At 65.4% G+C, this 13,452-nt stretch carries 8 protein-coding genes; 6 read left to right on the plus strand and 2 right to left on the minus strand.

Annotated features, from left to right (window positions below; translation table 11 throughout):
- Positions 1-92 precede the first annotated feature (92 nt).
- A complete protein-coding gene (locus AC1Q7Q_RS02685) occupies positions 93-2,681 on the minus strand; it encodes a PAS domain S-box protein (protein WP_492387126.1) in 2,589 nt (862 codons plus the stop codon).
- A gap of 430 nt (positions 2,682-3,111) precedes the next feature.
- Between AC1Q7Q_RS02685 and aceE the strand changes: the two genes are divergently transcribed.
- The 4 genes from aceE (at position 3,112) to lpdA (ending at position 10,159) form a co-directional block, all read left to right on the plus strand.
- Entirely contained in the window at positions 3,112-5,799 is a 2,688-nt protein-coding gene (gene aceE, locus AC1Q7Q_RS02690; RefSeq protein WP_492375929.1) for a pyruvate dehydrogenase (acetyl-transferring), homodimeric type, read from the plus strand.
- A gap of 165 nt (positions 5,800-5,964) precedes the next feature.
- Positions 5,965-7,641, plus strand: a complete 1,677-nt coding sequence (gene aceF, locus AC1Q7Q_RS02695; protein WP_492375930.1) for a dihydrolipoyllysine-residue acetyltransferase — start codon at positions 5,965-5,967, stop codon at positions 7,639-7,641.
- Between the two features lie 81 nt (positions 7,642-7,722).
- On the plus strand, positions 7,723-8,340 hold the full coding sequence (locus tag AC1Q7Q_RS02700) for an Ntn hydrolase family protein (RefSeq protein ID WP_150987807.1): 618 nt from the start codon (positions 7,723-7,725) through the stop codon (positions 8,338-8,340).
- A gap of 28 nt (positions 8,341-8,368) precedes the next feature.
- Positions 8,369-10,159, plus strand: a complete 1,791-nt coding sequence (gene lpdA / locus AC1Q7Q_RS02705; protein WP_492375931.1) for a dihydrolipoyl dehydrogenase — start codon at positions 8,369-8,371, stop codon at positions 10,157-10,159.
- A gap of 369 nt (positions 10,160-10,528) precedes the next feature.
- Here the strand turns inward: lpdA and phaP1 are convergent, their stop codons facing one another.
- Positions 10,529-11,107 carry a TIGR01841 family phasin PhaP1 gene (gene phaP1 / locus AC1Q7Q_RS02710; RefSeq protein WP_150987801.1) on the minus strand — a complete coding sequence of 193 codons (579 nt, stop codon included), beginning with the start codon at positions 11,105-11,107 and terminating at the stop codon, positions 10,529-10,531.
- Between the two features lie 454 nt (positions 11,108-11,561).
- On the opposite strand from phaP1, the gene AC1Q7Q_RS02715 reads away from it, so the two are divergent.
- Both AC1Q7Q_RS02715 and AC1Q7Q_RS02720 read left to right on the plus strand, forming a co-directional pair.
- The gene (locus AC1Q7Q_RS02715) at positions 11,562-12,548 is read left to right on the plus strand and encodes a histone deacetylase family protein (RefSeq protein ID WP_492375932.1); all 987 of its coding nucleotides are present in this window, start codon (positions 11,562-11,564) and stop codon (positions 12,546-12,548) included.
- Positions 12,545-13,450 (plus strand): DMT family transporter, encoded by a 906-nt coding sequence (locus AC1Q7Q_RS02720; RefSeq protein ID WP_492375933.1) that lies wholly within the window; start codon positions 12,545-12,547, stop codon positions 13,448-13,450. Before AC1Q7Q_RS02715 ends, AC1Q7Q_RS02720 begins: the two co-directional genes overlap by 4 nt.
- Positions 13,451-13,452: the final 2 nt, after the last annotated feature.

Genomic DNA, 13,452 nt, shown 5'->3' on the forward strand with positions numbered 1-13,452 from the left:
CCGGGCCGGGCGGCAAGCGACAGGGGCGGCCCTGGCGCGCCTGATCCTGTCTTGGCAATGCCGGGCGGCCCGCCCGGCGCCTTATTGGTCGGTTATTGGTCGATCAGCGCCGGCTGCAGCGGCAGCATGATCTTGAACGTGCAGCCGATGCCGTCGGCATTGTTCTCTACCCACAGGCGCCCCTGGTGGGACTCGATGATGGAGCGGCAGATATTCAGGCCCATGCCCATGCCGTCGGACTTGGTGCTGAAGAACGGTTCAAACAGGCGTTCTTTCGTGGCTTCGTCAACGCCAGGGCCCTGGTCGATCACGTCGATGCGCATGTTCGGGCCGATCTCGCCCGGCTCGATGCGCGCGTGCAGGCGCACCACGCCGGTGGCGCGCAGCGCCGGCAGCCCGGCCATGGCCTCGACGGCGTTCTTAAGCAGGTTGACCAGCACCTGCTCGATCAGCACCGGATCGACGAACAGCACCACCGGCGGCGCCGGCAGCCGGGTCAGGATGGTGACGCGGCGGCGGGTGGCCTCCAGGTCGGCCAGCCCGACCGCGTCGGCCACGATGTCGTGCAGGGCGGCTTCGCGGCGCTGGGGCTGGCTGCGCTTCACGAAGCCCCGGATGCGGCTGATGATGGTGCCGGCGCGCACGGCCTGCGCCGAGGTCTTCTCCAGGATCGGGATCAGGTCCTCGGCGGTGCTGCGCCCGGAGCGCAGCCGGGCCACCGCGCCCATGCAGTAGTTGTTGATGGCCGCCAGCGGCTGGTTCAGCTCGTGCGCGAGCGACGACGCCATCTCGCCCATGGTGGTCAGGCGGCTGGTGAACTGCAGCCGTTCCTCATGCTGGCGCGCCATTTCCTCGGCGGCCTTGCGCACCGTGATATCGGTGGCGATCTGCATCTGCGCCAGATGGCCGTCGACCCACTGAATGTAGCGGCGGCGCACTTCGAACCATTTCTGCATGTCGGGCACGAAGACTTCCCGCGCGTCCGAGGAGTAGGGCATCAGCTCCGAGGCTGGCAGGCCGGCGTAGGCGTCGACGAAGTCGGTGGCGTCGCTGGAGACCTGCTCCTTGTCGACCTCGCCGCCGGCCAGCTTCAGGTGGCCCTCGGCTTCCCAGCCGAACAGCTGGCGGTAATAGCGGTTGGCGAACAGCAGCTCGGGCTTGTCGGTGGCCAGCACGGACACCGCGGCGTCCAGGCTTTCCAGCACCGTGGTGAAACGGTCGTGGGCGGCGGCGAGCTCCTCGCGGGCGCGCTTGGGCTCGGTGATATCCGTCATCGAGGCCATCCAGCCGGTGTGCCTGCCGCGGCTGTCCACCAGCGGCGAGACATACATGCGGGCGTAGAAGCTGCTGCCGTCGCGCCGCATGGCGCGCATCTCATAGCCGCTGGCCGGGGATTTGCCCTGCAACGTCAGGTCGATCTGCTTTTGCATCTCCTGATGGTCATTGGGCGGCCAATAGGGGAAGGGCGGCACGCGGCCGACCAGGTCGCTGTCCTGCCAGCCGGTCATGCGGCAGAAGGCGGGATTGACGTAAGTGATGCGGCCATTCAGGTCGAGTGCGCGCAACCCGATCAGCATCGAGTTTTCCATCGCGCGGCGAAACGACGTCTCAGCCAGCAAGGCGCGCTGCGCCTCGGAGCGCCGGCTGGTGTGGCGCCACATGCTCCACAGGCTCCACAGCAGGAAGCACGACAGCCCCACCACCAGCCACAGCAGCATGTTGTTGGGCAGGTTGGAGGCGGGCGGGTAGGCGTCGGCGCGCAGCGACAACGAGTGCCCCGGCGGGTCCAGCAGCACCTCGTAGGACAGCGCGTTGCCCGGCACCGGCCGCAACGAAGTGCTGGCGCGGATCTGGTTGTTCTTGTCGATCAGCGAGAAGCGGTAGCGCTCGGTCAGCTCCGGCGGCAGCAGGTGGGTCAGGATGCCGTTGATGGAGTAAAGCGCGCCGAGGGTGCCGAGGAACTCGTTGTCCCGTACGATCGGCACCTCCATCAGCATGAAGCTGTCGCCGCGGTCGTTGACCAGCGGGCGCGAGTACACCACGCGCTGGGTTTCGCGCGCTGCGTCGAAGGTATCGAGCACCTCGGGCTCCAGCGGCTGGTCCTGGGTTTCGCGCAGCCGGCCGGCGAATTCGGAGGTGGACGGCAGCGACCAGCGCCCGCGCCGGGTCGCATCCAGCCAGTTGACGAAGACGATTTCCGGGTTCTCGCGCAGGATTTCCTGCGCGGCGGTGCGGTAGGCGCCCTGGTCCAGCTGGGCGGCGGCGATGTCGCGCGCCAGCGAGGCTAGCTGATCCTGGTTGCTCAGCAGGGACAGGCGCACGCGCTGCTGGGCCCAGGCAGCGTCGCGATAAAGCGCGTCGCGTTGCTGCTGGCGCTCGGTTTCATGGAGCGACCACAGGATCACGCCCATCGCCACCGTGAACAGCACGATCGCTATCAGCGGGATGAACATGAACCAGCTGGTCGCCACCAGGTTGCGCCAGCGCAGCCACCACAATCCGCGCGGCGGCCCGTTGACGGCGGCGGGCTCGTCCACGTGGCCAAGCGTATCGAGGGGCGTCAGCGGGTTGGGCGGGGCGACCAGCGTAGGGTCGCTGCCGCTCGCCTTGGCGGAGCCGGAAGCGGAGGGAGGGACGACTGCGGCGCGGAGGTGGGAAAAGAAATCTTTGAGGGACGGCATGGTGGGATTGACGACTGACCGACCAGTGTAGCGGGATTGCGGCGCCCCGTCGCTTGGGGTAAGCGCCAATGCGGCACTGCGGCATTCCTGCCGAAGGCGCGGCGGGTCGGCGGCGTTTGGTGGCAAGGGCTGGCGCAGTTTTGTGGTGCGCTGCCGCAATATTTCGCATTGTAAGAAACCATATCGCAATTTGAAAATTAGGCTTGTCTTGCCCAATGTGCTTCCATAGAATCGGTCCGACCGAAAAGTGCGGACGGCAGTGCTGCGTCCGGTCCTGCCAGCCTCGCTGGCAAGCCCGGGCGAAGCGCTAGCGAAGGACCGTGCGAAGACACTCGCGGCCCGCGCGCCGTACCGTAGTCACACCGTCAGGCCGGGGCTCCCACCACAAGAATCAGGGGGCACCGAGGCAGGAATTCACCAGGAGACAGTCATGTCAGCTGTACCAGAGCAGATCCTCGGCGCAAGCAGCGCCAACGACGCCGATCCCCAGGAAACCCACGAGTGGCTTGATGCCCTGCAGGGCGTGATCGCCGCCGAAGGCACCGACAGGGCCGCCTTCCTGATCGACAAGCAGATCGAATACGCACGCGTGAACGGCGTCACCCAGCCGTTCCACGCTGAAACGCAGTACATCAACACCATCCCGGTGGAGCAGCAGGCCCGCATTCCCGGCGACCAGGACATCGAGCACCGCATCCGCTCGTACACCCGCTGGAACGCCATGGCGATGGTGCTGCGCGCCAACAAGCACACCAACGTTGGCGGCCATATTTCCTCGTTTGCCTCGGCGGCCACGCTGTATGACGTCGGCTACAACCACTTCTGGCACGCTCCGTCCGAGAAACACGGCGGCGACCTGGTGTTCGTGCAGGGCCACTCGGCCCCGGGCGTGTATTCGCGCGCCTTCCTGCTCGGCCGCCTGAGCACGGAACAACTCGACAGCTTCCGCCAGGAAGTCGACGGCAAGGGCATCTCGTCCTACCCGCACCCGTGGCTGATGCCGGACTTCTGGCAATTCCCGACGGTGTCGATGGGCCTGGGCCCGATCATGGCCATCTACCAGGCCCGCTTCATGAAGTACCTGCACAGCCGCGGCCTGGTGCAGACCGAAGGCCGCAAGGTCTGGGCCTTCCTGGGCGACGGCGAGACCGACGAGCCGGAATCGCTGGGCGCCATCGGCATGGCCGGGCGCGAGAAGCTGGACAACCTGGTGTTCGTGATCAACTGCAACCTGCAGCGCCTGGATGGCCCGGTGCGCGGCAACGGCAAGATCATCCAGGAACTCGAATCCGAGTTCCGCGGCGCCGGCTGGAACGTGATCAAGGTGGTGTGGGGCAGCCGCTGGGACCAGCTGCTGGCACGCGACAAGAAGGGCCTGCTGATGAAGCGCATGATGGATTGCGTGGACGGCGAGTACCAGACCTTCAAGGCCAAGGACGGCGCCTACGTGCGCGAGCATTTCTTCAATACCCCTGAGCTCAAGGCGATGGTGGCCGACTGGTCCGACGAGGACATCTGGCGCCTGAACCGTGGTGGCCACGATCCGCACAAGATCTACGCCGCCTATAGCGCCGCCAACGAACACAAGGGCCAGCCCACGCTGATCCTGGCCAAGACCATCAAGGGCTATGGCATGGGCGATGCCGGCCAGGCCATGAACATCAGCCACCAGCAAAAGAAGATGCCGGTGGACGCGATCCGCCGCTTCCGCGACCAGTTCAACATCCCGGTCTCCGACGACAAGATCGAGGAAGTGCCGTACATCACCTTCGAGGAAGGCTCGAAGGAACTGGAATACATGCGCGCCCGCCGCATGGACCTGGGCGGCTACCTGCCGGCCCGCCGCCAGAAGGCAGAGGCCCTGAAGGTGCCTGAGCTGTCCGCCTTCGACGCGCTGCTCAAGGCCACCAGTGAAGGCCGTGAAGTGTCCACCACCATGGCCTTCGTACGGATCCTGAACACGCTGCTCAAGGACAAGCAGATCGGCAAGCACGTGGTGCCCATCGTGCCCGACGAGTCGCGTACCTTCGGCATGGAAGGCCTGTTCCGCCAGATCGGCATCTGGAACCAGCAAGGCCAGAAGTACGTGCCGGAAGACCACGACCAGCTGATGTTCTACAAGGAATCGCAGACTGGCCAGGTGCTGCAGGAAGGCATCAACGAAGCCGGCGCCATGTGCGACTGGATCGCCGCCGCCACGTCGTACTCGACGCACGGCATCCAGATGATCCCGTTCTACATCTATTACTCGATGTTCGGCATCCAGCGTATCGGCGACCTGTGCTGGGCGGCCGCCGACATGCGGTCGCGCGGCTTCCTGCTGGGCGGCACCTCGGGCCGCACCACGCTCAACGGCGAAGGCCTGCAGCACGAAGACGGCCACTCGCATGTGTTCCATGCCGTGATCCCGAACTGCATCTCGTATGACCCGACCTTCCAGTACGAGCTGGCGGTGATCATGCAGGACGGCCTGCGCCGCATGTACGCCGAGCAGGAAGACGTCTACTACTACCTGACGGTGATGAACGAGAACTACGAGCATCCGGAAATGCCGGCTGGCGTAGAGGGCGACATCGTCAAGGGCATGTACCAGTTCAAGAAGGGCGTGGAAAACAGCAATGCACCGCGCGTGCAGCTGCTGGGTTCGGGCACGATCTTCCGCGAGGTGATTGCCGCTGCCGACCTGCTCAAGAAGGACTGGGGCGTGGAATCGGACCTGTGGGGTTGCCCGAGCTTTACCGAACTGGCCCGCGAAGGCCACGACGTGGAGCGTTGGAACTTGCTGCACCCGAGCGAGCCGCAACGCGAGTCGCACGTGACCAAGAGCCTCAAGTCGGTGCGCGGCCCGGTGATCGCCTCGACCGATTACGTGCGCGCCTTTGTCGACCAGATCCGTCCCTTCGTGCCGCGTCGTTTCGTGGTGCTGGGCACCGACGGTTTCGGCCGCTCGGACACCCGCGAGAAGCTGCGCCACTTCTTCGAGGTGGACCGTCACTGGGTGACGCTGGCTGCACTGAAGGCGCTGGCTGACGAAGGTGCCATCGGTCGCGACAAGGTGGCCGAAGCCATCAAGAAGTACAACCTCGACCCCAACAAGCCGAACCCGATGTCGGTCTAAGCAGGCCGACTGCACGAACCCCCGCAGGAGCGGCAATGCCGCGTGCGCGGGCGCCGGGCTGATTCCCGGCGCCTTGCGGCGCGGCGGCGTGACAGATCACGGCGGTGAGGGTAACCTCACACGCTCGTGTTTGTCGTGCGCGCTGGCCTGCCCAGGAGACACTGAATGAGTCAAGCGATTGAAATCAAGGTGCCGGATATCGGCGATTACGACGCCGTTCCCGTCATCGAAGTGCACGTGAAACCGGGCGACACCATCAACGCGGAAGACGCGCTGGTGACCCTGGAATCGGACAAGGCCACGATGGACGTGCCTTCGCCCCAGGGCGGCACAGTCAAGGAAGTCAGGATCAAGATTGGCGACAACGTCGCCGAAGGCACCGTGCTGGTGATGCTGGAGCCTGCCGGTGCGGCTGCCGCCGCGCCCGCACCGGCCGCAGCCGCACCGGCTCCCGCAGCCGCCGCCGCCGCGCCGGCTCCCGCCCCGACGCCGGCCCCGGCGGCAGCCAGCGCTCCCGCGCCGGCCGCTGCCGCAGGCCCGGTCGAGGTCAAGGTGCCGGACATCGGCGACTACGACTCGGTCCCGGTGATCGAAGTCCACGTCAAGCCGGGCGACACCATCAACGCCGAAGACGCGCTGGTGACGCTGGAGTCCGACAAGGCCACCATGGACGTGCCGTCGCCGGCCGCCGGGGTGGTCAAGGAAGTCCGGATCAAGGTCGGTGACAACGTCGCCGAAGGCACGCTGATCCTGATTCTCGAAGGCGCCGCCGGTGCTCCGGCCAGCGCGCCTGCCGCTGCTGCCCCGGCTGCCCCGGCTGCTGCTCCGGCTGCCGCTCCCGCTCCCGCAGCCAGCGCTCCGGCCCCGGTCCCTGCGGCCGCGCCCGCCGCGGCTGCTCCGGTAGCCGGCGTGACCGGCACCGCTGCCCATGCCAGCCCCTCCGTGCGCAAGTTCGCGCGTGAGCTGGGTGTGGATGTGTCGCGCGTGCCGGGCACCGGCCCCAAGGGGCGGATCACCCAGGACGACGTGCAGGCCTACGTCAAGGGCGTGATGAGCGGTCAGGCCGCAGCCCCGGCAAAGGCAGCCGCTGCCCCGGCTGGTGGTGGCGAGCTGAACCTGCTGCCGTGGCCGAAGGTGGATTTCACCCGTTTCGGCGAGGTCGAAAGCAAGCCACTGTCGCGCATCAAGAAGCTCTCGGGCGCGAACCTGCATCGCAACTGGGTGATGATTCCCCACGTCACCAATCACGACGAGGCCGACATCACCGAGCTGGAAGCCTTCCGCGTGCAGCTCAACAAGGAATACGAGAAGCAAGGCGTCAAAGTCACCATGCTGGCCTTCATGATCAAGGCCACCGTCGCCGCGCTGAAGAAATTCCCGAATTTCAACGCCTCGCTCGATGGCGAGAACCTGGTGCTGAAGCAGTATTTCAACATCGGTTTCGCCGCTGACACGCCGAACGGCCTGGTTGTGCCGGTGATCAAGAACGCCGACAAGAAGGGCGTGATCGAGATCGGCCAGGAAATGAACGAACTGGCCAAGCTGGCGCGCGACGGCAAGCTCAAGCCGGACCAGATGCAAGGCGGCTGCTTCTCGATCTCCTCGCTGGGCGGCATCGGCGGCACGTATTTCACGCCGATCATCAACGCGCCGGAAGTGGCCATCATGGGCGTGTGCAAGTCGTACCAGAAGCCGGTGTGGGATGGTAAGCAGTTCGTGCCACGCCTGACGCTGCCGCTGTCGCTGTCGTGGGATCACCGCGTCATCGACGGTGCGGAAGCGGCTCGCTTCAACACCTATTTCGGTCAGTTGCTGGCCGATTTCCGCCGCATCCTGCTGTAAGGCGGGCAGGGCGCGCCCGGCCTCGCGGCCATGCGCGCCCTTACCTGCAACGTCTGCAACCTGCAAACAGGAAGCGAGCCCATGACTACCTGCGTTGTCGTCAAGAAGGCCGGCGAAGTGGCGATTGCCGCCGACGCGCTGGTGACGTTTGGCGACACCCGGCTCACGCGCGCCTACGAGCGCAACCAGAAGGTGTTCCCGGTGGGTGACAGCTTCGTGGCGCTCGCCGGCACCACCGCGCACTTCCCGGTCATGCGCAGCCTGTTGGCCGGGCTGGGCGAGGATTGCCGGCTGGGTTCGCGCGATGACGTCTTCCGGACCTTCCTCAAGGTGCATGAAAAACTCAAGAACGAGTATTTCATCAACACCAAGGAGGACGAGGACGATCCTTACGAGTCCTCGCAGATCGTCTGCCTGATTGCCAATCCGGCCGGCATCTTCGGCGTGTATTCATACCGCGAAGTCTTCTCGTTCGATCGCTTCTGGGGCATTGGCTCGGGGCGCAACTACGCGTTGGGCGCCATGCACGCGGTCTACGACCAGCCGGGCCTGGCTGCCCGCGAGATCGCGCGGATCGGGGTGGATGCAGGGGTGGAGTTCGACAAGAGTTCGGCAGGCCCGGTCGAGGTGCAGGTGGTGCAACTGGCTGACATGGCTGGCGACGGAGCAACCAATAACGATGGCGCGCCCCGCATCTGAAGCGGAGTGCGTTCTTGAGGAGCAAAACATGAGTGTGATCGAAGTCCAGGTGCCGGATATCGGCGATTTCGACGCGGTGGAAGTCATCGAGGTGCTGGTCAAGGCTGGCGATACGGTCGAGCAGGAGCAGTCGCTGATCGTGCTCGAGTCCGACAAGGCCAGCATGGATGTGCCGTCATCCGCCGCCGGCAAGGTGGTGGAGGTGCGCGTCAAGGTGGGCGACAAGGTCGCCAAGGGCGCCGTCATCTGCACGCTGGAGAGCGAAGCCGCGGCCAAGCCGGCGGCCGCGCCGGTCCCTGCGCCCGCGCCTGCGCAGGCATCCGCGCCTGCCGCGGCTCCAGCTCCGGCTGCGGCTCCCGTGGCCGCCGCGCATGCGGGCAGCGCGGATATTACCTGCGACATGCTGGTGCTCGGCGCCGGCCCTGGTGGCTACTCGGCCGCCTTCCGCAGCGCCGATCTCGGCATGAACACCGTGCTGGTCGAACGCTACAGCACGCTCGGCGGCGTCTGCCTGAACGTGGGCTGCATCCCCTCGAAGGCGCTGTTGCACAACGCCGCCGTGATCGACGAAGCCAAGGCCCTGGCGGCCCACGGCATCCTGTTCGGCGAGGCCAAGATCGACCTCGACGGGCTGCGCCACTACAAGGAAACCGTGGTCGGCAAGCTGACCGGCGGCCTGGCCGGCATGGCCAAGGCACGCAAGGTACAAGTCGTGCGCGGTATCGGCACCTTCCTCGACCCGCATCACCTCGAGGTGCAGGAAACCGAAGGCGACGCCAAGGAGACGACGGGCAAGAAGACGGTGATCCGCTTCGAAAAAGCCGTCATCGCCGCCGGCAGCCAGGCGGTCAAGTTGCCTTTCATCCCCGAGGACCCACGTATCGTCGACTCCACCGGCGCGCTGGAACTGCCGGAAGTGCCCAACAAGATGCTGGTCATCGGCGGTGGCATCATCGGGCTGGAAATGGCCACGGTGTACAGCACGCTGGGCGCCAACATCGACGTGGTGGAAATGCTCGATGGCCTGATGCAGGGCGCCGACCGCGACCTGGTCAAGGTCTGGGACAAGATGAACAAGAAGCGCTTCGACAAGGTCATGCTCAAGACCAAGACGGTCGGCGTGGAAGCGAAGCCGGACGGCATCTACGTCAAGTTCGAAGGCGAACAGGCGCCGGCCGAGCCGCAACGCTACGACCTGGTGCTGGTGTCGGTGGGCCGCGTGCCCAACGGCAAGCGCATCGGCGCGGAGAAGGCGGGGGTGGCGGTCACGGATCGCGGCTTTATCGACGTCGACAAGCAGATGCGCACCAATGTGCCGCACATCTTCGCTATTGGCGACATCGTCGGCCAGCCCATGCTGGCCCACAAGGCGGTGCACGAAGCGCACGTGGCAGCGGAAGCCGCGCACGGCGAGAAGGCCTACTTTGATGTCAAGCAGATTCCGTCGGTGGCCTACACCGATCCGGAAGTGGCCTGGGCCGGCGTGACCGAAGACCAGTGCAAGGCGCAGGGGATCAAGTACAGCAAGAGCGTGTTCCCGTGGGCAGCTTCCGGCCGTGCTATCGCCAATGGCCGCGACGAAGGCTTTACCAAGCTGATCTTCGACGAGGAAACCCACCGGATCATCGGCGGGGGCATCGTTGGCATGCATGCCGGCGACCTGATCAGCGAAGTCTGCCTGGCAGTCGAGATGGGTGCCGATGCAGTGGATATCGGCAAGACCATCCACCCGCACCCGACGCTGGGCGAATCCATCGGCATGGCAGCCGAGATCTACGAAGGTGTCTGCACCGACGTCCCGCCGCCGCGCAAGCGCTAAGCTCGGACGTTAGCGACACGAGTGAGGCCCGCCGTATGGCGGGCCTTTTTACGTCTCGATCCGCAATTAACCGCCAGATTTTTTGCCGCATACGCTTGCGGCTACGCCGGTCAAAGCTTGCTTGCACAGGGGAGGGCGTGTGTCAGTGTGTCCGCTTGCCCATGTGTCGCGGGCAAAAAAATCCCGGCGCATGGCCGGGAATGAATCGATATTGGAATACATGGAAACCAGATACCGAGGAGACACCGTAGGAGGCAGGGCGGCTTGGGTAGCCTTCCGTGCTGCCTTCGTTGGCAAAATGCGCTGGCCATGCCAGGCGCGCTTTGCCAACGAACCGGCCGAAGCCGGTCCGTTTCCTGCCGTCGCGGATTAGGCGGCGGTGGTGGCCTTCTTGGTCGCGGTGCGAGCCGTGGCGCTGGCTTGCTGTGCGGCCTTGGTGGCGGCGCTGGCGGCTGCCTGGAAGTTGGTCTCAGCGATTTCAACAGCTTGCTTGGTGGCCTTCTGGACCGACTCGTAAGCGTTGTTGGCGGCGCTGATCGCGGACTTCACGATGGCAACGGTCGACTCGGAGCCGGCCGGGGCGTTCTTGGCGAGGTTCTCGACCAGGGTTTGCACCTTCTTCGAGTTCTCGGCCAGCTGGGCTTCGGCGACCTTGGTGAATTCAGCCTGGGTTTCCGAGGCGATTTCGTACACGTGGCGGCTGTAGGCCAGGGCCTTTTCGGCAACCGGCTGGACCAGCGAGGTCTGGAGGGCCAGGAATTCCTGGGCGTCCTTGGCCGAGAGGGCCTTCTTGGCGTTGTCCACGTTTTCAGCGAACGTGGCCTTGACGACTTGCAGGTTCAGCTCGACCAGCTTTTCGATGCCTTCAAAAGCTTTGGTGGTCAGGCCAAACAGGGTTTCGAGGTTGGCTTTTTGCGCTGCGGCGACTTGTTCCGGGGTGAAGCTCATGCTGGTCTCCAATAATGAAGTTCAAGGTCATGCAAAATTAGGCCGCCCAGATGTCAAAGCCATGACGAAATCAAGGTTAAACCTGTTTTCTCGTCAGCCAGCCCCAGGCGTAAGGGGGTTATCGGCGCGCTCCGCTTGCTCTGCAAAATCGATGGTGCGCCGCAACAATTCCAATTGTAGGGAAAAGAAAAACGGTGTCAAGGGCTTCTTGTGCATTGCACAAATAACTGTTGTTGAAGTCGGTGCGCTGTCACATTTTGGCTGCGTAGCATCGGCAGGCGTGCCACGCCCGGCACCTTGCAGGGAGGAGGGACGGGAGGGGCCGCGCACCCTGGAGCCAGCACAGTGCTACCATCGCGGTCTGCCGGAATCGCCGTCTCCCAAGGGCGCAACCCGCCGGCCGATGCACCACGGCCAAGTTGCCGCGACCGGCCGCCCGCCTATGTTTGCCCTCATGCTCGCTTTTTACGCCGATCATTTTGTCCTGCCCCTACCTGAGGGCCACCGCTTCCCGATGCGCAAGTACAGCATGTTGAGGGAGACGGTCGAGCGCGACGTGCCAGGGCTGGTGCTGGTCGAGGCGCCGCGGGCCGGGGACGATGCCTTGCTGCTGGCGCACACGCCTGAATATGTCGCGAGCGTCTCCCTGGGCGAACTGGACCCGGCGCGCCAGCGCGAGATTGGCTTTCCGTGGTCGGACGCCATGGTCGAGCGCTCGCGGCGCTCCGCTGGTGCCACCATCGAGGCCTGCCGCGTAGCGCTGCGTGAGGGTATCTCGGTCAACCTGGCGGGCGGCACGCACCACGCCTATGCCGATAAGGGCGGTGGCTTCTGTGTCTTCAACGACGCGGCCATCGCCGCGCGCCAATTGCGTGGCGACGGCCGGGTGGCGCGCGTGGCCGTGGTCGACCTCGACGTGCACCAGGGCAACGGCACCGCCTCCATCCTGCGTGACGATCCCTTCGTCTTCACGCTGTCCTTGCATGGCGAGAAAAACTATCCCTTCCGCAAGGAGGCCAGCGATCTCGACGTGGGCCTGCCCGATGGCTGCGACGACGAGGCTTACGCCCAAGCGCTTCAGGGCGCACTCGATACGCTGTTCGCGCGTTTCGCTCCCGACCTGCTCATTTATCTAGCCGGGGCCGATCCGCATGAGGGCGACCGGCTTGGACGCCTGAAACTGACGCTGGCCGGGCTGGCCCGGCGCGACTGCCTGGTGTTTGATGCGGCCCTGGAACGCGGCCTGCCCATTGCCGTGGCCATGGCCGGCGGCTACGGCAACCAGATCGAGAATACCGTCGCGGTGCATGCGCAGACCATCGCACTCGCCGCGCAATATCACGAACGCTATGCCCGGCGCGACAAGCCGGACGCCGCTGGTGCAGGTGCGGGTGCAGGTGCGATCCTGCCCACTGGCGATACGGAGAAGGCGCAACGATGAGTGCAACCAGCCAGGCCCACGCGGCACGCGGCACCTTGTGGATGGCCGCCATGCCGTGGCTGTTCGTCGTGATCTGGAGCACGGGATTCATCGTAGCCAAGTACGGCATGCCGCACGCGGAGCCGATGACCTTCCTGTTTCTGCGCTTTGTCGGTGTGCTGGTGCTGATGGTGCCCTTCGTGTTGATGGCGCGCGTCCCGCTGCCGCAGCGCGCCGGGGCGACCGACTGGCGCATGGTCGGGCACATCGCGCTGGCAGGGCTGTTCCTGCAGGCGGGCTACCTGGGTGGCGTGTGGGCAGCGGTCAAGCTCGGCATGCCGGCGGGCGTCTCCGCGCTGATCGTCGGCATGCAGCCGATCCTGACCGCGCTGGCGGCCTCGCGCATGGGTGAGGCCATCGGGCGGCGCCAGTGGCTGGGGTTGCTGCTAGGCATCCTTGGCGTGGGCCTGGTGGTGGCAAACAAACTGTCGGCCAGCGGGCTGTCCGCGCCAAGCCTGCTGCTGGCGCTGGGCGCCTTGTTCTCGATCACCTTCGGCACGCTATACCAGAAACGCCATTGCCCGATGTTCGACCTGCGCATGGGCTCGGTGATCCAGTTCGCGGCGGCGGCGCTGGCCTGCCTGCCGTTCATGTTCCTGACCGAAACCCGTCACGTTGAGTGGAATGCCGAGATGGTTGGCGCGCTCGCCTGGTCGGTGGTCGCGTTGTCCATCGGGGCCATCTCGCTGCTGTTCCTGTTGATCCGCCAAGGCGCGGCCACCAAGGTATCCAGCCTGATGTATCTCACCCCGCCGACCACCGCCGCCATGGCGTGGCTGCTGTTCGGCGAGAGCTTCCCGCTGCTGGCCGCGCTTGGCATGGCCCTGGCCGCCGGTGGCGTTGCGCTGGTGATCCGCCGCTAATT

The organism is Cupriavidus sp. GW823-FHT07A04 (assembly GCF_058794615.1).